This window comes from Paenibacillus hunanensis, assembly GCF_014645615.1.
GTDB lineage: Bacteria > Bacillota > Bacilli > Paenibacillales > Paenibacillaceae > Saccharibacillus > Saccharibacillus hunanensis.
Window position 1 is genome coordinate 1 of record NZ_BMMB01000005.1, and the last position, 19,930, is coordinate 19,930.

Consider the following 19,930-nt stretch of genomic DNA (forward strand, 5'->3'; position numbering starts at 1 on the left):
GACTTTTATAGAGAAGAGCGACTTTTATAGAGAAGAGCGACTTTTATAGAGAAGAGCGACACGATAGCTAGGTAGCTATCGTGTCGCTCTTCTTTGATTTTTCTAGATGCATCGTTGCTACAGATCAGTTCTTAACATCATTCATCGTTGTATATCGGATTCAAACATAGACTAAAGGTGAGCAGATTACTCTGCCCACCTTCATAGAAATACGATTAGATTATTCCGAACCAAGGAATACGTAACGAGCTACAACGATGATCGCTAGAATCCACATCAGCCAGTGAACTTTCACTTTGTAGCCTGTGAAAGTGTTCGCGAAGAAGCCCAGGATTACGTAGGACAGAATACCTGCGGAGATACCATTGGCAATCCCGTTTGTGAATGGCATGAAGATAATAGTCAGGAATGCCGGGAAGGCTTGCATGAAGTCGTCCCATACGATGTTACGAACCTGACTCATCATCAGTACACCCACAATGACCAGCGCTGGAGCTGTCGCTGCCGAAGGCACCATCAGTGCGAGCGGAGCGATGAACAGTGCGAGCAGGAACAGTACGCCAGTTGTTACCGCAGTCAGACCTGTACGGCCACCTGCTGCAACACCGGATGTGCTTTCTACATAAGAAGTGATCGTACTTGTACCAAGAACGGCACCTGCACTTACACCAACAGCGTCAACGAGCATCGCTTTGCTGACTTTTTTCTCACCTTCTTTACGGTTCTTGAACAGACCTGCACGTTCAGCAGTACCGACCAGTGTACCGAAGGTGTCGAACAGCTCGACAAAGGTAAAGATAAATACAATCTCAAACAAGCCGAGGCCAATAGCGCCTTTGATATCGAGTTGACCGACTGCCAGGTTATCGAACGATGGCAGCCATTGTGCATGAGATAGACTGCTTACATCGGTCAATCCCATTGGAATTCCGATCAGTGTCAATAACACGATCCCGATCAACAGTGCGCCGCGGATACGCATGACCATCAGTACGCCAATCAGGAACAGACCGATCAGAGACAGCAGCGTATCTTTGTTATGAACGAAGTCGCTCAGAGCAAGTTGGAAGTTACCACCACTTACCGTTACCGGGCCAGCCAGCTGACTTACATCCGTTACGCCTGTTACTGTTGCGGATACGGAGATGACGTTACCGAGCTTCAAGCCGATGATGGTGACGAACAGACCGATACCGACGGTGATCGCCATTTTCAGTGAATGAGGAACGGCTACTAGCAGCAGCTGACGAACCTTCGTAATCGTTAAAATAATGAAAATAATACCGGATAGGAATACCGCACCCAGTGCAGCCTGCCAGGTGATCATACCATTGGAGCTAAGTACGACTGTCATAAAGTAAGCATTCAAGCCCATACCTGGTGCAAGTGCAACCGGAATATTTGCAAATAGTCCCATCAAAATCGTAACCAGACCTGCACCTACCGCTGTGGCAAAAAATACGCCCTGTGCAGGAATACCCGCGCCGTCTGGCCCTAAGAACAGATTGTTAACGAACAAAATGTACGCCATCGTGATGAATGTTGTCAGACCTGCGATCATCTCTGTTTTTACATTCGTGCCGTGTTCCCGTAGCTTAAAGAAACGCTCCATAATGAATACATGTCCCCCCGTTTTTTGAATATGGATAAGAAAACGACAAAGACCCCGATGCGTACGATTACTCATCGGGGTCTCTAGGTCAGATTGCACCTGCACTTCTGTTCCCGATCATGTATGTAGTAAACAAACGTTCCACTACTATTAATCTAGCCCAGAAGCAACAGGTTATATATCTGAATTCCGTAGAGAGATCATTCCGGTGATCACGTAGAGACTCCTGTGCCCATTCACAGGATTATACGAAAACATTATAACTGTCGATATTGTGAAGCTTATCCGTGTTCATGTTGTTTTTGCCATATCGTTATGACTTACCTGTTACATTCTAGGATACTGTTTAGTTGTTGTCAATCGAAAAATACGAATGTTTATGTTATCGCTTCCTTTTATTGTTCGGTAATACTTTTGTAATTCCCCCTCATTTTGGATGTGCGTAGGAGTAAGCGCTATCGAATTGCTATTTTACCAGTATATAACGGGAACAAAATAGACAAACTGACTTAATTTCATGGGAGCTATCTTACTTTTTGTCTAATGCATAGGTAGAATGCTGCAAGTATGATGTTAGTCAACAGAACATGATGTATACACATGACGTGAAAATAAAGAACTCCAGATCACAAAATCAAAGCATTTAAGGCGTTATATTCACACCGTAAGAATTTTTATTAACACCGATTATGAAAAAACTATTTACATGTTCAATTATATATCATCAATATTCCCAATCTTTATTGTATGGCTTGGATGTAGTTCGTAATGAGCTTGGGTGTAGGTCGTAATGACAGATTGTATTTTGATGTAGGAGGCGATGATCGATGTCTACAATGCCTGTACCGTCAGTCGGAACGGGAATGCCAGAAATTCAGTTAAGTAATGTAGAGATGCGTTATCGGACGGGCAATACTGAGGTGCTGGCATTGCATCAGGTCAGTATGGATATTGCTAAAGGCGAATTCGTCTCACTGCTTGGGCCATCGGGCTGTGGTAAAACAACCTTACTGCGCTTGATGGCGGATCTGTTGGAACCGACGACAGGCTCGGTGACGGTGGCAGGCGAGAGTGCACGCGAGGCAAGGCTTGCTCGTAAGTATGGCATTGTATTCCAAAGTCCGGTGCTATATGACTGGCGCAAGGTCAGACATAATGTTGCGCTCCCACTTGAAATGATGAAGGTGCCGAAAAAGGAACGCGATGCTCGTGCAATGGAGTTATTGGAGCTAGTCGGACTGCAAAGCTTTGCAGATAAATATCCGTGGCAGCTCAGCGGTGGAATGCAGCAGCGTGCAGCGATTGCGCGCGCACTGGCGATGGAGCCGGAAATTCTGCTGATGGATGAGCCCTTTTCCGCATTGGATGAATTTTCACGGGAGCGATTAAATGAAGAGCTACTGTCGATCTGGAGCAAGGTGCAAAATACGATTGTATTTGTCACGCACAGTATTCCAGAATCGATCTTCATGTCCGATCGGGTATTCGTGCTTTCTCCTCATCCAGGACGTTTATCGGCAGTGGTAGATATTCCTCTACCCCGTCCACGCACACCGGAGATGCGAAATAGCCCGGAGTTTTTCGAGTTAATCGCCAAGATTCGAGATAGCTTTGAAGGGGTGTGAGTGAGGCGATGAGATCAGGAGCGTTGTTCATGCGAAATCGATTCGTGCCTGTGCTGGTATGGATTGTAGCGATTTTGGTGGTATGGGAGGCAGGTTCGTGGGCGTTACTGAATCTCGCTCAAGTCCCATTGGCACAATCCAAGCTTCCTTATGTCCATGCGATTTTGACAACGAGTGTGCAGTATAGTGGCACCTTACTCAAAGAGGGCAGTGCGACCTTTGGCAATGCAGCAATTGGCTTTGTGATCGGAGCGGCGGCTGGTGTACTGCTCGCGATCTTGATGAGTGTGTCGCGTTGGATTGAACGACTGACCTTTCCGTATGCGGTCGCTTCGCAAATGATCCCTATTCTGGGACTGGCACCGATCATCTACGGCATTGTACGGGATGAATACATATCACGGATTATCATTTCCGGGTATATCACCTTTTTCCCGGTTGCACTGAATATGCTGCGTGGTCTGCGCAGTGTCGAGCCCTCTGCACTGGAATTAATGTATTCGTATGCTGCCAAACCGTGGTCGATATACTGGAAACTTCGATTCCCAGCGGCTCTGCCAAGCTTGTTCAGTGGATTAAAAATCGCTGCTCCCCTCGCCGTGACTGGAGCTATTCTGGTGGAGCTGATGGGTGCGCAGCATGGTATCGGCGTGATCATGCTGCGTAATCTGTATTATGGCCCTTCTCATGTGTATATGTTCTGGTCGACTGTCGTTGTAGGTGCACTGCTGGGCATTCTAAGCTACTGGGTGATCAGTCTGATCGAACGCATCATTGCACCTTGGCAGCCGGAATTCCGAACACGAGGAGGTGAACAGTAATGGAAAATGGATACACTCGCACGCCATCTGCTACAGAATCGATTCATCCTTCCCCCTCCGCTCATTCGCCTGCCTCAACTTCACATGCTGCATCTCGATCATCCGATCATTCCACTTCACAGGTAGCTCGCTCGGATCGCCGCTCGTCTCCCTGGCAGATACTTATAAATAGCTCGACCATCTGGTTGCCTTTGCTCGCTGGTGTATTGTTCTTACTATTATGGCAGCTGGAAGTGTTCCACCGCATACTCGATCTGAAAAAGTACCAGCTTCCTCTCCCCTCTGCTATTGCTAATGCGATGATGGAAAATTGGAGCATGCTCCTTTCCTATACTGGATATACGCTGACCGAAGCGGTACTCGGCATGCTATGCGGCTCAGCACTCGGCTTTATTATCGCGCTAATCGCTACAGCATGGCCGCGCTGGGGTGGAACAAGTCTAATCGTGGTTGCAGCGATGAATGCCGTGCCGATCGTCGCACTGGCTCCGGTGATGAATCTATGGTTTGGTGATGGCATCGGCTCCAGAGTGGCGATTGTGACGGTCACTACTATGGCGGCGATGGCGATCAATGCTTATAAAGGAATGACCTCGGTCAATCCGCTCGCACTTGATCTGATGCATTCCTATGCTGCTGGACGAGTAGGGATCTTTCGTTATTTGCGGATTCAAAATAGCTTGCCGCATGTATTCACCGCGCTCAAAATCAATGCTACCGCGAGTATGATCGGTGCAATCGTCGGTGAATTCTTTTTCTCCTCGCAGGGGCTTGGTTATCTACTCTCCAACTCGATCAAGGTTGCCAAAATGCCGCTTGGCTGGTCATGTATCGTACTGGCTGCTATCGCTGGCGTGATCTTCTATCTCATCGTAGAACGACTGGAAAAAGGGCTCATTCGCTGGCATGCATCACAGCGTGTTGAGACGAAATAACGCTCAACATGCTGGTTCACAGGCATCCAGCAATACGCTTATATAGCAAGATGTATAAAGCAACATGGCTCTGTGCCATGAAAGGGTACGCATCTGGAGAATAGGTAGCACATACGATAGACAGAGCAATACCTATTGTAATCGAATATACAGGGGGCATGAATGAATGAAGATGACGGGTTGGAATACACGGGTGAGTATGCTGCTGATGGTTATGTTATCGCTATGTCTGATCGTGGCAGGCTGTGGAGGAAGCAGTGGCAGCAGTAATGAAAGCACAAGTGCCGCTGGACAAACAGGCAGCACCGAAGCGTCGACAGAGCCAGTCACCGTCAAGCTTCAGCTCAAATGGGTTCCGCAGGCGCAATTCGCTGGCTATTATGTCGCACTGGACAAAGGCTACTACAAGGATGAGGGCCTGGATGTACAGATTCTGCCCGGCGGCCCGGATATTGTACCTGAACAACAGGTCGCTGGCGGCTCAGCCGATATCGGTGTCGATTGGGTTGCGAGTCTGCTGACCAGTCAGGAGCAGGAAATGCCGCTCGTGCAGATCGCCCAAATTTTCCAAAAAAGCGGATTGGTGCTGATCTCTAAAAAGTCTGCCAACATCCAATCTCCTGCTGATCTCAAGGGCAAAAAGGTGGGCAACTGGATGGGCGGCAATGAGTTCGAGGTGCTGGCCTTGTTCGATAAATACAAGCTCGATCCGAATAAAGACCTCAGCTTCACAAAGCAGGGCTTTACGATGGATCAATTCCTAAATGGCGAGCTTGATGCCGCTTCCGCCATGACGTATAACGAATACCAGGTCGCCATCGAATCCGGTGTGAAGGCGGATGATATGAATGTGATCGATATGAATAAGGAAGGCGTTGCGATGCTGGAGGACAATTTGTTCGCCAATAGCGAATGGCTGTCAAACAACAAAGAAACTGCCGCCAAGTTCGTACGTGCTTCACTCAAAGGCTGGCAGGATGCTATCAATGATCCAGAGGGTGCGGTCGATATCGTGATGAAGCAGGCTGAATCGGGCAGTACAACGAAGGAGCATCAACTCAAAATGATGCAGGAGGTTGCGAAGCTGATTCTACCGGATGGCTTTGATAAAACAAAAATGGGTTATACGGATGGCACCATGTTCAAGCAGACCGCAGATATCGCGCTCAAATTCGGCGTAATCAAGCAGGCTGCGGATACAGAGAAGGCTTATACCAATGAGATTATGGATATGGCTACACAATCGAAATAATTTCTTTTAGCTATTCTATTAGTTTAGCCATTCTATTGGCGCCATCCATTTCACTACTTATCTCACTACACTACATTTCGGCGGGTAGCTCTGCTCCATAGACGGCTACCCTCGAATGCTCAGGAGGAACACAGGATGATCAAGTCAGCCATTAACAGTGAAGCCGCTCTGCAAAAGGATCGTCAATATCTATGGCACAATATTACGCCCTATAACGAAGCCGCTCCGCCGATGATTGCGGAATCGGGACAGGGTGCCTGGATTACCGATATTCATGGAAAACGCTATATGGATGGTATGTCTGGACTATGGTGTGTGAATGTTGGTTATGGACGCAAGGAGCTTGCCGAAGCCGCATACGAGCAAATGATGCAGCTTCCTTATTTTCCGCTCACCCAAAGTCATATGCCTGCGATTCGACTCGCTGAAAAACTGAATGAATGGCTGGGCGATGAGTATGTTATCTTCTTCTCCAATAGTGGCTCGGAAGCGAATGAGGCTGCTTTTAAAATGGTACGCCAATACCATCAGCAGACCGGGCAGCATTATCGCCATAAATTCATTTCCCGCTATCGGGGTTATCATGGCAGTTCACTTGGCGCCTTATCGGCAACCGGACAGGCACAGCGTAAATACAAATACGAACCGCTCACCTCGGGCTTTCTACATGTAGCCCCACCCGATAGCTACCGCCGTCCAGCCGGGCAATCGGTAGAGGAATTCAATCTGCAATGTGCACAGGTCATTGAGGATACGATTATCTGGGAAGGAGCGGAGACAGTAGGCGCGGTGATTATGGAGCCCGTTATTACCGGGGGTGGCATTATTGTACCGGAGCCGATCTATCTGGAGCGTGTGCAGGAGATTTGTAAACGGCATGGTGTGCTGCTTATTATCGATGAGGTGATCTGCGGGTTCGGACGTTCCGGGCAAAAATTCGGCCATCATAACTTTGGCATCAAGCCGGATATCGTTACGATGGCCAAGGGATTGACGAGTGGGTACTTGCCCTTGTCTGCTACGGCAGTACGCAAGGACATTTATGAAGCGTTTAAAGATCCGGAGGATGAGTATTCGCATTTTCGTCATGTGAATACATTTGGCGGTAATCCAGCGGCATGTGCGCTCGCCCTGCGTAATCTGCAAATTATCGAGGAAGAGCAGCTGATCGATCGTGCGCGTGTACTCGGTCAACGGCTACGCGATGCACTTCAGACGTTAGTTGATCATCCATTGGTCGGCGACATTCGCAGCTTCGGTCTGCTGGCAGGGGTAGAACTGGTAGCGGATAAAGCGACAAAGCAGCCTGCTTCGCTCGATATTGTGAAAAGTATTATCGCAGGCTGTAAGCAGCATGGGCTGATTATTGGTAAAAACGGTGATACGGTGGCAGGCTTCAACAATGTGCTGACATTTGCTCCACCGCTGGTGTGTACGGATGAGGATATGGAGTTTTTGATCACTACATTTTTGAAGGTAATGGGGGAACACTGATCGATGTTGGGAGACACCACTTCGGGAAGGAATAAGGGGATGGACTTCCGTATCGCACAGGAATCTACGAAATGGGAGTGAAATGTAGATTCCTGTGCTCAAAAGTAGTAAGATATTTTGCTTCGCAAAAATCACTTTTCATTGAACCACGTGTTAGGAAATCACTAACACTGTAAGTACGTCCTTCCCCTTATTTCCTTCCCTTCGTTCTGTGCTTATCGCAACATCGATCAGTGCTTGTAGTAGGGAGAGATTGAATTATTGCTACACTACTGCATGGTTATATTACTTATTTAACAGCAATGATCTTTACAATCGGTACGGAGCTTGATTGTATTGCACTTCTTATAGAGAAGACTGCATATGAGGTAGGCTTAGCTTTTCGGGATAGAGCAATTGATAGGCGCGTAGGGCGACCTGGATGGAGATGCGGTTTTCGGGTGACATGAAGTCTTCGCCTAGCAGCTCGGTGATTTTGTCGAGTCGGTAGTATAGGGATTGGCGGACGATGAATAGCTTCTGGGCGGCGATTTGTTTGGAGCCGTCGTGGTCGAGATAGACGCGTAAGGTGAGTAGTAGCTCGCTGCCTTTGGATTCGTCGTGATCGATCAGTGGGCCGAGATAGTTGCGGACAAAGGTTTGCAGGCGTTGCCCATCATTTAAGCTGAGCAATAATTGATATACACCTAGCTCCTCGTAAAAGAGCACTCGACTGCCTGAGCATGAATAGACTGATAGCGCCTGCACCGCTTCCTGATAGCTGGTGGAGGCGTTTTTCAATTGTTTGTTTGCTTTGCTTACGCCTATGATCAGTTGCAGGTCTTTGAGCTTATCGTCGGAGCGAATATGGCGCAGTGCATGGATCGCCTGCTCCAGACGTGGCTTGGCTGGCATGCGTGGCTGCTTGTCGAGAGCAATCACGGCAAGGCGGTTATTTTTGAGTGTGATCAGCGGATGGAATAGATATTGCTCGAAGATGGAACGCAGCACAATCGACAGGTGAAAGGTGATCGATTCCCATTCATATTCCGAGCTACTCCAGCGCACATCCTGCGGATTCTCGATCTCGATCAAGCATACGCGATAAGGCAGATCATTCATCGCACCAAAATCAGGGCCGATCAAGCTTTTCAGTCGATGCTCCTCCTTCAGACGTCCGTTGATCAATTCCTCCACCCATAGATTTTCCGAAAAGAGACGACGCTCCTCCATGTATCGTGTACGCAGTAGCTCCTGAGCAATCGACAGCGCCGCCGAATCCAGCAGCAGACAATCGTATTCCTGCGGACGATGCGGACAGATCATCATGATATAGGCCCATGTCTGATCGAGTGCTCCGACTGGCTTTAATACTAGCGTCTCATTACCGAGCTCGCGAAAATAAGGTGCGGCGTCTGGCTCCATCCCTTCCTTTCCTGCTTCAAATGCAGTAAATTGCTCCAGCCAAGCGCGCTGCTTATCCGGTGCAATCGGTGGGTAAAAGGTCGGCTTGCCGCCCATTTGCACATACATAAGCTGATTGCCTGTGCTACGGTGTAGCAGCTGTAATACTTTACTCGTGCCCTGCGAGCTAAGGGTTAACCGATTAAACTCGCGCGAAATCCCCTCCAAATCCTGTAGCAGTCGATGATGTCGATTAATCAGTAAAGAATGTAGATCCAGCGTAATATCCACAAAGCGGACCGTCTTGGTGAATACGATTAATGGAAATTGATGCTGATCTGCCAGCTCCATCATTTCCTTTGGAATCTGATCAAAGTATTGTCCCAGCTCAATACATAGGCAAGCTGCACGCTTCTGCACCAGATCACGCATAAAGGATAATGCTGACTCCAGATCGGTATGAAAACCCAGACCGGTCGTCAAAATCATCTCTTCTCCATGAATTAGACTCTCGATATTGGCGCTCTCCAGCACATGCACCCACCGGATCGTACGATGTAGTCCAGCGCTTCCTCCAACTACCTGAGCTTCCCCAAACAGCGGACGTGTCAGTGCATCATGGATCGTAAACATACGTTGTCCATTCATTTGTTCTCCCCCCACCTGCTTGAATGGTAATCTACCGTCTTCCTGCCATCGATGCCGTAAAAATTAAACTTTTGAAATTAGACAGTCTGTCTAATGTAATAAAACCTCCAATTTACTATAGTTTGTATAACTAATGTTAGTATATATAACTTATAAATAATGAATTCAGTTCGATAATGAACTATTATATTTCATTTTGTTAACTTTAGTTACACATTTTCTTGATTTGATGTGAATTATTTTATGTAAATGTCTATTTTTAAGGATTGTGGAATAGAATAGCTACGTATAGTTCACATAATATCGAATAAAGCTGTCCTGTATTGTTATCCCATTCCCTGTATGCCCATATTCCTTTCCATATCGGATATTCCAAAAGGAGGCTGACCTATGAAGCATTCTGCAATCACCGCATTTTCGCCGGATATGTTCATGCACAATTTTGCCGAAGCAGAGCCAGGACTAACATCTAAAGGAGCCATCGAGGAATCGAATCGCTGTCTTTACTGTTATGATGCGCCCTGTATCAAGGCATGTCCGACTAGCATCAACATCCCCTCCTTTATCAAACGAATTGCGACCGATAATCTACGCGGTGCGGCAACGACGATTATGGATTCCAATCCAGTCGGTGCTAGCTGTGCCCGTGTCTGTCCGACAGAGGAATTATGTGAAGGTGCCTGCGTGCTAAATGATGCATCGGCTCCGATTCAGATCGGGATGCTTCAGCGCTATGCTACCGATTGGGCGATTGCTAACGATGCCGAGCTGTTCAAGCGTGGCACGGATAATGGATACAAGGTTGCTGTCATTGGTGGTGGGCCTGCTGGTCTATCCGCTGCTCGTGAGCTGGCACGTCAGGGCATGAGTGTGGTGATCTATGAGGCACGTGAGCAAGCAGGAGGTCTGGATACATACGGTATTGTGTCCTTCCGTCTTCCACAATCGATCTCACTCTGGGAAGTGGAGCAGGTGCAGAAGCTCGGAGTAGAGATCAAAACAGGCGTGCGCGTAGGCACCGATATTGCCGCGGCTGAGCTGCTGGAGCAATACGATGCCGTCGTGCTAGCCGCTGGAATGGGCTATGTACCGCCAATCGGTATCGAGGGTGAGCAGCTTACAGGTGTATATGATGCGATTAAGCTGGTCGAGCAAACGAAAACAGGATTGCCATCGGTGAATATGATCGGACAACATGTCGCTGTGATCGGTGCAGGGAATACGGCTATTGATGCCGCTACCTGCTCCGTACGACTTGGTGCTGCCAATGTAAAAATGATCTATCGCCGTACACGAGAGGAAATGACGGCGTACGACTTTGAATACGAGTTTGCCAAGCAGGAAGGTGTAGAGTTCCGCTGGCTCACCTTGCCTAAACGCATCGTGGGCGATGATAGCGGTAGGGTCACTCATCTGGAATGTGTGCAGATGACTCTCACTGGCGAAACAGGCAAGGATGGTCGACTCATTCCTATGCCAGTCGAAGGCTCGGAATTCCTGTTGCCTGTTGATGCTGTCGTACTGGCGATTGGTCAGGAGCGCCAGCTCAGCTTGATTGAGCATTTTGGACTCAGCCACACATGGGGTGTCGTTGAGGTGGACGATCATACGTATCGTACCTCTCATCCTAAGGTGTATGCGGCAGGCGATATTATTTTCGGTGCCGGTCGCGGTGAGGCGATGGTCGTATCTGCGGCTCAGCAGGGTAAGCTGGCCGCTCATGCGATTATTCGTGAGCTACTGCCTCAGACCTCACCAGCGATAAGCTCCGCAGTATAATATTTTTCAATATACAGCCTGTGTAACGTTCGAAGGCACTCTAATCTAGTCCAAATATACTTTAATCTATGGAAGAAAAAGGCGTACTTCTGACTGAACTATCGGTTCATCGCAGTACGCTCTACAATAAGCACAAGCGAGTTCACATATGACTGGAGGTCATCAACTATGGCAGATCTGAGCACTAATCTTGCAGGCATTCGCTCGCCCAACCCGTTCTGGCTGGCTTCCGCGCCACCGACCAACACTGGCTATCAGGTGCAGCGTGCCTTTGAAGCAGGCTGGGGTGGTGCCGTCTGGAAAACGCTGGGCGATCCGATCATTAATACATCGTCCCGTTTTGCAGCGGTTAGCTTTAATGGACAGCGCGTAGCCGGCTTCAACAATATCGAGCTGATTACCGACCGTCCACTGGATGTGAATCTCAAGGAAATCTATGAAACGAAGAAGCGTTTCCCCAACCATGCGATCATCGCTTCACTGATGGTGGAGCCAAAGCAGGAAAAGTGGCATGAGATCGTCAAGCGTGTCGAGGATGTCGGGGTAGATGGATTGGAGCTGAACTTCGGCTGTCCACACGGGATGGCAGAGCGCGGGATGGGTGCAGCCTCCGGGCAGCAGCCTGATCTGGTCGAGGCGCAGACACACTGGGCAAAGGAAGTAGCGACCACTCCTGTTATCGTCAAGCTTACGCCAAATATTACGGACATTACCGTGGTTGCGCGCCATGCCGTGCGTGGCGGTGCGGATGCGATTAGTATGATTAATACGATCAATAGCCTGGCCGGGGTGGATATCCATACATGGAATACGATTCCTCATGTAGGTGGACAGGGCGCACACGGTGGCTATTGCGGCCCAGCGGTCAAGCCCATTGCCCTCAATATGGTCGCAGAGTGTGCACGTCATGCGGATATCGGTGTACCGATCTCAGGAATTGGCGGCATCTCGACCTGGCAGGATGTAGTGGAATTCATGCTGATGGGCGCTACGGGCGTACAGGTATGTACTGCGGTTATGCACCACGGCTTCCGTATCGTTGAGGATATGATCGATGGATTAAGCAATTATTTGGATGAAAAAGGATTGGCTTCGGTGGAGGAGTTAATCGGACGCTCGGTACAAAAGTATTCGAACTGGGGCGATCTGAACCTGAACTATCAGGTGGTAGCGCGTATTAACGAAGATAACTGTATCAACTGCAATAAGTGCCATATCGCCTGTGAGGACGCATCCCATCAATGTATTGATATGCTGACCAATGCAGACGGCAAAAGTGTGCTCCAGGTACGTGAGGAGGATTGCGTAGGCTGTAATCTGTGCTCGATCGTCTGTCCGGTAGATGGCGCGATTGATATGGTTGCGATTGAGAACGACCTGCCACCGATGACATGGAATGAGCGTCAGCGCACGATTGCCTCACTCAATGACGCGTACAATGTGGAGGTGATGTAATGAAGAAAATCATCAAAAACGGTACGATCGTGACCGCATCGGAAACGTATAAAGCGGATATGCTGATCGAAAATGGCATCATTGCGAGCATCGCTGTACAACTCGATGCACCGGATGCCGAGATGATCGATGCTACTGGCTGCTATGTATTCCCAGGTGGTATTGATCCGCATACCCATCTGGACATGCCGTTTGGCGGCACGGTGACACGGGATGACTTTGAATCCGGTACGATGGCCGCGGCATTTGGCGGAACGACGACGATTATTGATTTTTGCCTGACCAATAAAGGCGCTTCTTTACAAAGTGCAGTCGATACCTGGCACGCCAAATCGCATGATAAGGCAGTGATCGATTACAGCTTCCACCTGATGATCTCGGAAATTAACGATGAGGTGCTGGCAGAGCTTCCAGTCATTATGGAAAATGAGGGCATTACCTCGTTCAAGGTATTTATGGCGTACAAAAATACGTTTCAAGCTGATGATGGCACCCTATTCAAAACGCTACAAACCGCACGCCGCGAAGGTGCACTCGTTATGGTGCATGCCGAAAATGGCGATGTGATCGAATACTTAATCGAGCAGGCACTGGCTGCCGGACAGACCGATCCAATCTATCATGCGCTCACTCGCCCACCCGAGCTGGAGGGTGAAGCAACCGGACGCGCGATCTATCTGACCGAGCTAGCAGATTCACAGCTCTATGTGGTGCACGTCACCTGCGCGGATGCTGCTCTGAAAATTGCCGAGGGTCGTAAAAAAGGACTCCGCATCTACGGCGAAACCTGTCCGCAATATCTGGTACTGGATCAAACCGATCTGGAAAAGCCCGACTTTGAAGGTGCGAAATATGTATGGTCACCTCCATTACGTGAAAAATGGAATCAGGAGGTACTGTGGGATGGCCTATGGAGCGGAAGTCTGCAAACAATCGGCTCGGATCAATGCTCGTTTGACTTCAACGGTCAAAAGGAGCTAGGACGTGGCGATTTCTCCAAAATTCCGAATGGTGGCCCGATTATCGAGGATCGGTTCAGCATTTTATATTCGGAAGGTGTGGCAAAGGGGCGAATCTCGCTCAATCAATTTGTATCGATGATCTCGACGACGAGTGCGAAGCTGTTCGGGATGTTTCCGCAGAAGGGTACATTGTCGATCGGTAGTGATGCGGATATCGTGATTTTCGATCCAACTGTGAAGCGCACACTGTCTGCCAGCACGCATCATATGCGGGTCGATTATAGCGCCTTTGAAGGTATGGAGGTGACGGGCGAGCCGATATCGGTGCTGAGTCGCGGTGAATTTGTCATTCGGGATAAGCAGTTTGTCGGTGTGCCGGGTAGCGGACAGTATCTGCACCGTAATCGCTTTGAAGCACCGACTACACTTGATCCCAAGATTAGCGCTGAAAAAGTGTCCAGTGGAGGGATGTCCTGATGTCTGCCTTTGCTGAATTTGAACAAGAAAAGCAACAAATCGATGCTATTCTCGCCCAGGGCTATACAATCGCAGCAATTCAGGAAAATCTGGATGGTGCACTGCTGCATTTTATACAGGCTAGCTCTCATGCGGAGCGCACACAGCTACAGATTCTGACTGCGGATGCGCGCAAATATGTGACCACGCTGCTATTCGCCAGACAGACACAGCTTGCGCCGGGATAATCGATCATCACAGGCAACTCCATGAATGACGTAACAGGTGTATGCTACAGAGCAGATCGATGCTTCCCTGCATCGCACTGTCTCTGCTTTAGCATAGAATTACTCGCTTGGCCCTCATCCTCCCCCATAGGATGCGTTGTACTTTACTCCATATTTTGAAGCGATTCTGCATCAGCAGATGACTTTGAAATATGGAGCTTTTTTATGTTATTTCCTAGTAATTTCATGAAAAGGTGTAACGATTACACGAAACGAGTCGTCTATAGGTATAAGTCGCAAATTGACAATCCCGATAAAAGGAGTGTTCAACATGAAATCGACCTACAAAATCACAACACTCGGTGCAGCTATGGCGGCTGTACTCCTGCTCGGTGCATGCAGTAATGAGACTGCAACAGGTACCACTGGACAGACGAATCCCCCTGCTACCGGGCAATCGACAGCAGAGACAGGGACGGAGACTACGACGACCGATCCGACCGCATCGACTGGAACAACAGATAGCAGTGCGACAACCGAAAACGAGGCTACTGGCAGCACGACTGAAATGGGTACAGACGCAGAATCGACTTCTTCAGCTTCCGCTACACGTCCTGAAAAGGAAACATTCGAGCTCATGACAGAAGGCACGCTTGAAAAGCGTACAGCCAAGCTTCAGCAGGGTGAAGGTTATTCAATGTATGTATTTGATGCATACACGCTGGACAAGCAAAAAAGCCGCTTACAGCTAACCGCCTTCCCTCAGTACCATGTAGAGATTACAAAGCTGGATAGCAAAGCGAATATTGACGAGCTACGCAAGCAAGGTAAAGAGGCATTGAAAAAATACGGTAGTGCGAAGGAATATAGCGGCGATCAGCTATACGAGGACCCGCTGGTTGGAGCCAAGCTCTATTTGCAGGTATCCAGCGACAAAGGCACGTATGATTATGTCGTATGGGAAGCCAAGGATGGGAGTCAGTATACGTTCCTGATGATTATGCCACAGGGAGAAGCCTCGGAAACATTCCGTCTGCCTGCGGTAACCTCCCTGTCCACGATTGCAGCAGATTCCGCTTCTTGATTGGTGCAAGAATATAAGTACGCAAGCAATGCTGGATGATGATAGATGGAAAATAAGAACTTTACGAGTGGTGCTTTCCTTAGGGGAGGCACCACTCACCACTCACCACTCACCACTCACCACTCACCACTCACCACTCACCACTCACCACTCACCACTCACCACTCACCACTCACCACTCACCACTCACCACTCACCACTCACCACTCACGTTTAAGGGTAATGAATCGAGCCCTTCACTGCAACACGCAAACCTTTACGTGTCTCCAATACACGCACTGGAACGCGCATCCCCTCCTGAAAGCGACTGCGATGAATCGAATACACGATCACAGTGGCTGTCGTCTCCACAGGCAAACGAGTTCTCGATTCAATACGCAGCCGTAATTGCAGCTCTGGCTGCCCGGAGTGATAATTCCCCGTCGGGGTCACATCTAAAATATATCCCTGTGCCGCATAGCCCTCCTCCACCGTACGCTCCATATCATACTCACGATTCTCGCGCCGCTGTATACGAGGTAGCACAACAATCGCAAACAGAAATAACACCAGCAAGCCGATGCAGCTCAGGATTAGTGTTAGAGATATCGTATTCATCGCTGTGCCTCCTTCCATGATGCTTTAGACGTGATTCTCTATGATGCTTTATAAAAGTATCCTTTGCTCATCCCTAAGTTGTTTATCCCTATGTCCAAGCTTCACATGAATAGTTAATGGAGCTTATCTAGCCATCACACGGTTCATCATTTTGAATATTACCAATTTTGTTATAGTATTGAATACAAATCATAAAGGGGTGAATAGGATGATATGCAAAGCTTGTGAAGGCAGTTCATTTATTCAAGCAACCGACTACATAAACCTGCGTCCGCTCGATAAAAAGCTGGCGATCGGTTCTGAGAAAATCTACACCGTGTGCGAAGACTGCGGCGAGGTCGCATCGATCAAGATTACGAATCCTGAAAAGTTAAAATAACCTGGTGAACGAACAGATAGAGCAAGAACGAAGACCTCTTGATGAGGTCTTTTTTTATGTAGGATGGGCGTATTGGATATCACGGTCAGATATATAAACGATAGCTAAGCTAGTATGCGTTATATAAACCTATAACCTATACGCCTGTCTATAGTTAGACTCGGTATGAATCATCTTGGAGAGGTAGCAGTTAATTGAAGTTGCTCTCACTTTATATTATATCAGTCTATATCCATCCTGGTGCTGGTTCTTGTAGTCTGGTTAACCGCTTGATGAATAGGTCAATCACTCTGTACATCATAGTATTCGATCTGATTGTATGGCGGTGATATATGGCTGTAACGGACATAGACAATCTGTTCAGGAGCAAACATTGGATGATCCATCCTTGATAAATAATAAATAAGGATAGCATAGTGCTTGGAATCTATAAGATCTTTCTATGAAAACGATTGACATATATATTCCGCTTTTAAAAAATCACTTAGATCATTTAATCAATGATGATTACATTCGATAATATATGATATCTAATATTACCCTGGCTTATATCCCCTTTTCAACTTATCAAATTAATGACGATACAAAAACAAAAATGTGGTAACGATTGACACATTGCGAACCATGTATATAATAACTTATACGAGTAAGCGATTTCAGAATCGTTTTACAGAAACGTTTATGTTGAGGGGAGCATTAACGATGGGTAAAAAGCTAACGTTATTCAACAAGGTGTCGTATGGATTCAGTGATCTCGGTAACAATCTGGTCTTTGTCGCGGTGACGAACTATCTGATGTTCTATTACACCGACGTTGTGGGTATGGGCTTAGGTGCGATTGGGCTGCTGTTTCTGATCATTCGGATTGTGGATGCGGTATCTGGCCCTGTATTTGGTGTGCTGGTGGATAAGACGAATACACGCTTTGGCAAGGTACGTCCGTGGTTTCTGTGGATGTCGATCCCCTATGCGATCTCAACGATACTGCTCTTCTCGATCGGCTCCTTTCATCAAAATCTCCAAATCCCGCTCGCTTATATCACATACGGCATCTTCTCACTCTGTTATGTTGGATTAGGCACCGCGATTAATGCGATCTTACCCAGCCTGAGTGCCGATCTGGGTGATCGTGCACAGGCGAATATGTTCCGCAATATTCTCGGACAAACGGGCGGTTTGCTATCCGGTCTGATCATTTTACCGTTAGTTACGCTGCTTGGTGGTGGAATTAATCAGCCTGGCTTTCTGAAGGCGATGAGCATCTTTGCCATTTTGCTGGCGATCTGCGAGCTGGTGACCTTTTTCGGTGTGCGTGAGCATGTGCAAGCACAGACTGAGACACCGCCTACACTCAAGCAAAGTCTGAGTGCGTTACTGCCGAATCTGCCGTGGTGGACGATTGCACTGACCAATCTGGTCATTTTCCTCGGGGTCGTTGTCAAAATCTCGTCGATGGTGTACTTCTTTAAATATATTTTGAATAATGCAAATGATAGCTCGGTGGCGAATAGTGTGAATGCCGTCTCCATGATCATCGGTGCACTATGTATTCCACTACTCATTCGTCGATTCAAAATGCGGACAATCGTTATTGCAGGGCTCGGGATTGCGATTGCCGGGCAAGCCATTCTGTATATTGCTGCGACGGCTGTATCGATTCCAATCGCGATGATTGGTATTTTCGTAAGCTCCTTTGGACTGGGCAGTGCACAGAGTCTGATGTTCGTAATGACAGCAGAAACGGTCGATTATGGCGAATGGCGCTTTGGCGTACGCGCACAGGGCTTCCTCATTTCCATGTCTACAGTGGGTGTGAATATCGGGGCAGGATTAGCAGGTGCGCTTACTTCGTTCGTGCTAGCTGCATATAGCTTCGTACCGAATGTACAGCAAAGCGCGCAGGGAATCGCGGGCATTAATATGCTATTCGTTGTGATTCCAGCGATTATATTCGCGATCTGTATCGGGTTGATCAGCTTCTATCGCCTGGATGCCGTTTCCAAGCAAATGCATCAGGAGCTTGGAGAAAAGCGGCTGTTGCTCAATAAAAATTCGATATGATCTGAGAATGGAAGTTGGAGGCATAAGTTGAGGATGTAAGCTGCGTTCTAGCAAAACAGCACAGGGAATGGTGTAACGTATGGTTGATAGTTGTGTGACTCTGAAAAGGCGTGCTATTGAATCGCTATGGAATCTAAAGCTAATCAAATGCGCAAGTCGTCTTATTAATATCAACACTACGCCAAGTCATTCATTATTCTGTTGGGAGGAACACCATATTAGATCGCTTATTATGGTATAACGCTACTCTATTACAACTTCTATTTCCTATTTCTAATTCTTATATTTAATCGTAACGTTCCATTCTATACGCACGTTTTATCTATAGGCATTCCAATCCATCCACTCATCACTCATTCAGGAGGTCATAACTCATGATGCAACCGATCACCACAACTATTAACGGTAAAACGCTACGCGGCACCGCTCATATTCCAGATGGGCAGGGACAAAGATTCCCAACGGTGCTCATGTTCCACGGCTTTGGCAGTATGCGTAATGAGTATTTCTATGCCTTCGTGCATATGGCCCGGCAGCTGGAGGAAGCTGGCATCGCCTCCCTCCGCTTCGACTTTTCGGGTCATGGTGAAAGTGACGGGGAATTTTTCGATTTCACCTTTTCAAATGAAGTACAGGAAGGAATCGAGCTGGTGCACTATGCGCGTACGCTTGATTTTGTAGACGAGCAGCATATTTCTCTGCTCGGGATGAGTCTTGGTTCAGTTGCAGCCAGTATGGTGGCTGGCGCGATTCCTGACCAGATCGACTCGTTATGTCTCTGGTCGCCAGCAGCGGTATTCACAGATGAGATTCTAGTGCGCGGTACACTGCAAGGTCGCAGTATCGACATTGTGCAGGAGCAGGGCTACTTCGACTTTAATAGCCTCAAGCTTGGCCCTACCTTCTTCGAGGATGTGAAGCATATTCAGGTATATGAAGCGGTACGTCCGTATAAAGGCAAAGTGAAAATTCTGCACGGCATCGACGACTGGATCGCACCTGTTGAATATGCGCGCCGTTATGTGGGCACATATGAGCAGCCTGTCGAGCTGGTCGAAGTCGAGGGTGTAGATCATAGCTGGGGCGATGTGCCAAGCCGCGCACTGCTATATAAGCAAACGCTTGATTTTTTTACCAGTAAACCGTAATATTCGATTGAA

16 protein-coding genes and 1 riboswitch are annotated in these 19,930 nt (G+C 48.0%); of the genes, 13 read left to right on the forward strand and 3 right to left on the reverse strand.

From position 1 onward, the window contains the following. Positions 1-220 precede the first annotated feature (220 nt). Entirely contained in the window at positions 221-1,612 is a 1,392-nt protein-coding gene (locus IEX62_RS11300) for an NCS2 family permease (protein WP_188775643.1), read from the reverse strand. 172 nt (positions 1,613-1,784) lie between these two features. Beyond that, positions 1,785-1,884, reverse strand: a riboswitch (purine riboswitch). Positions 1,885-2,448: 564 nt separating this feature from the next. Here IEX62_RS11300 and IEX62_RS11305 point away from each other — a divergent pair. The 5 genes from IEX62_RS11305 to IEX62_RS11325 all read left to right on the forward strand — a co-directional run bounded on the left by IEX62_RS11305 (position 2,449) and on the right by IEX62_RS11325 (position 7,739). Continuing rightward, the gene (locus IEX62_RS11305; protein ID WP_373289131.1) at positions 2,449-3,237 is read left to right on the forward strand and encodes an ABC transporter ATP-binding protein; all 789 of its coding nucleotides are present in this window, start codon (positions 2,449-2,451) and stop codon (positions 3,235-3,237) included. A 29-nt stretch (positions 3,238-3,266) separates the two neighbouring features. Next, positions 3,267-4,058, forward strand: coding sequence for an ABC transporter permease (locus IEX62_RS11310; protein ID WP_229685737.1), 792 nt, complete (start codon positions 3,267-3,269; stop codon positions 4,056-4,058). After that, a complete protein-coding gene (locus tag IEX62_RS11315; protein ID WP_188775646.1) occupies positions 4,058-4,993 on the forward strand; it encodes an ABC transporter permease in 936 nt (311 codons plus the stop codon). The genes IEX62_RS11310 and IEX62_RS11315 overlap by 1 nt, the downstream gene beginning before the upstream one ends. Before the next feature lie 166 nt (positions 4,994-5,159). Next, positions 5,160-6,245, forward strand: coding sequence for an ABC transporter substrate-binding protein (locus IEX62_RS11320; RefSeq protein ID WP_229685738.1), 1,086 nt, complete (start codon positions 5,160-5,162; stop codon positions 6,243-6,245). Positions 6,246-6,380: 135 nt separating this feature from the next. Then, positions 6,381-7,739, forward strand: coding sequence for an aspartate aminotransferase family protein (locus tag IEX62_RS11325; RefSeq protein WP_188775647.1), 1,359 nt, complete (start codon positions 6,381-6,383; stop codon positions 7,737-7,739). Positions 7,740-8,084: 345 nt separating this feature from the next. Here the strand turns inward: IEX62_RS11325 and IEX62_RS11330 are convergent, their stop codons facing one another. Beyond that, positions 8,085-9,770, reverse strand: a complete 1,686-nt coding sequence (locus IEX62_RS11330) for a PucR family transcriptional regulator (RefSeq protein ID WP_188775648.1) — start codon at positions 9,768-9,770, stop codon at positions 8,085-8,087. Positions 9,771-10,160: 390 nt separating this feature from the next. On the opposite strand from IEX62_RS11330, the gene IEX62_RS11335 reads away from it, so the two are divergent. From IEX62_RS11335 to IEX62_RS11355, 5 genes are all read left to right on the forward strand, one after another. After that, entirely contained in the window at positions 10,161-11,549 is a 1,389-nt protein-coding gene (locus tag IEX62_RS11335) for an NAD(P)-dependent oxidoreductase (RefSeq protein ID WP_188775649.1), read from the forward strand. Between the two features lie 168 nt (positions 11,550-11,717). After that, positions 11,718-13,004, forward strand: a complete 1,287-nt coding sequence (gene preA, locus IEX62_RS11340; protein WP_188775650.1) for an NAD-dependent dihydropyrimidine dehydrogenase subunit PreA — start codon at positions 11,718-11,720, stop codon at positions 13,002-13,004. Next, the gene (gene hydA, locus IEX62_RS11345; RefSeq protein ID WP_188775651.1) at positions 13,004-14,443 is read left to right on the forward strand and encodes a dihydropyrimidinase; all 1,440 of its coding nucleotides are present in this window, start codon (positions 13,004-13,006) and stop codon (positions 14,441-14,443) included. The genes preA and hydA overlap by 1 nt, the downstream gene beginning before the upstream one ends. Beyond that, positions 14,443-14,670: a hypothetical protein gene (locus tag IEX62_RS11350; RefSeq protein ID WP_188775652.1), complete on the forward strand. Its 228-nt coding sequence runs from the start codon at positions 14,443-14,445 to the stop codon at positions 14,668-14,670. Before hydA ends, IEX62_RS11350 begins: the two co-directional genes overlap by 1 nt. Before the next feature lie 310 nt (positions 14,671-14,980). After that, positions 14,981-15,733, forward strand: coding sequence for a DUF8580 domain-containing lipoprotein (locus IEX62_RS11355; protein ID WP_188775653.1), 753 nt, complete (start codon positions 14,981-14,983; stop codon positions 15,731-15,733). A 213-nt stretch (positions 15,734-15,946) separates the two neighbouring features. Here the strand turns inward: IEX62_RS11355 and IEX62_RS11360 are convergent, their stop codons facing one another. Next, on the reverse strand, positions 15,947-16,330 hold the full coding sequence (locus tag IEX62_RS11360; RefSeq protein WP_188775654.1) for a hypothetical protein: 384 nt from the start codon (positions 16,328-16,330) through the stop codon (positions 15,947-15,949). A 208-nt stretch (positions 16,331-16,538) separates the two neighbouring features. Between IEX62_RS11360 and IEX62_RS11365 the strand changes: the two genes are divergently transcribed. The 3 genes from IEX62_RS11365 to IEX62_RS11375 all read left to right on the forward strand — a co-directional run bounded on the left by IEX62_RS11365 (position 16,539) and on the right by IEX62_RS11375 (position 19,918). Next, the gene (locus IEX62_RS11365; protein ID WP_188775655.1) at positions 16,539-16,709 is read left to right on the forward strand and encodes a hypothetical protein; all 171 of its coding nucleotides are present in this window, start codon (positions 16,539-16,541) and stop codon (positions 16,707-16,709) included. A 702-nt stretch (positions 16,710-17,411) separates the two neighbouring features. Then, positions 17,412-18,770 carry a glycoside-pentoside-hexuronide (GPH):cation symporter gene (locus IEX62_RS11370; RefSeq protein ID WP_188775656.1) on the forward strand — a complete coding sequence of 453 codons (1,359 nt, stop codon included), beginning with the start codon at positions 17,412-17,414 and terminating at the stop codon, positions 18,768-18,770. Positions 18,771-19,144: 374 nt separating this feature from the next. Next, positions 19,145-19,918, forward strand: coding sequence for an alpha/beta hydrolase family protein (locus IEX62_RS11375; RefSeq protein ID WP_188775657.1), 774 nt, complete (start codon positions 19,145-19,147; stop codon positions 19,916-19,918). Positions 19,919-19,930 lie beyond the last annotated feature (12 nt).

What these genes read in the sequence shown, in the direction of transcription:
- IEX62_RS11375 (WP_188775657.1), top strand. Translation starts at nt 19,145, where the DNA reads ATGATGCAACCGATCACCACAACTATTAACGGTAAAACGCTACGCGGC.
- IEX62_RS11315 (WP_188775646.1), top strand. Translation starts at nt 4,058, where the DNA reads ATGGAAAATGGATACACTCGCACGCCATCTGCTACAGAATCGATTCAT.
- IEX62_RS11300 (WP_188775643.1), bottom strand. Translation starts at nt 1,612, where the DNA reads ATGGAGCGTTTCTTTAAGCTACGGGAACACGGCACGAATGTAAAAACA.
- IEX62_RS11325 (WP_188775647.1), top strand. Translation starts at nt 6,381, where the DNA reads ATGATCAAGTCAGCCATTAACAGTGAAGCCGCTCTGCAAAAGGATCGT.
- IEX62_RS11350 (WP_188775652.1), top strand. Translation starts at nt 14,443, where the DNA reads ATGTCTGCCTTTGCTGAATTTGAACAAGAAAAGCAACAAATCGATGCT.
- IEX62_RS11330 (WP_188775648.1), bottom strand. Translation starts at nt 9,770, where the DNA reads ATGAATGGACAACGTATGTTTACGATCCATGATGCACTGACACGTCCG.
- IEX62_RS11370 (WP_188775656.1), top strand. Translation starts at nt 17,412, where the DNA reads ATGGGTAAAAAGCTAACGTTATTCAACAAGGTGTCGTATGGATTCAGT.
- IEX62_RS11355 (WP_188775653.1), top strand. Translation starts at nt 14,981, where the DNA reads ATGAAATCGACCTACAAAATCACAACACTCGGTGCAGCTATGGCGGCT.
- IEX62_RS11360 (WP_188775654.1), bottom strand. Translation starts at nt 16,330, where the DNA reads ATGAATACGATATCTCTAACACTAATCCTGAGCTGCATCGGCTTGCTG.
- IEX62_RS11365 (WP_188775655.1), top strand. Translation starts at nt 16,539, where the DNA reads ATGATATGCAAAGCTTGTGAAGGCAGTTCATTTATTCAAGCAACCGAC.
- IEX62_RS11320 (WP_229685738.1), top strand. Translation starts at nt 5,160, where the DNA reads ATGAAGATGACGGGTTGGAATACACGGGTGAGTATGCTGCTGATGGTT.
- IEX62_RS11305 (WP_373289131.1), top strand. Translation starts at nt 2,449, where the DNA reads ATGCCTGTACCGTCAGTCGGAACGGGAATGCCAGAAATTCAGTTAAGT.
- IEX62_RS11335 (WP_188775649.1), top strand. Translation starts at nt 10,161, where the DNA reads ATGAAGCATTCTGCAATCACCGCATTTTCGCCGGATATGTTCATGCAC.
- hydA (WP_188775651.1), top strand. Translation starts at nt 13,004, where the DNA reads ATGAAGAAAATCATCAAAAACGGTACGATCGTGACCGCATCGGAAACG.
- IEX62_RS11310 (WP_229685737.1), top strand. Translation starts at nt 3,267, where the DNA reads ATGCGAAATCGATTCGTGCCTGTGCTGGTATGGATTGTAGCGATTTTG.
- preA (WP_188775650.1), top strand. Translation starts at nt 11,718, where the DNA reads ATGGCAGATCTGAGCACTAATCTTGCAGGCATTCGCTCGCCCAACCCG.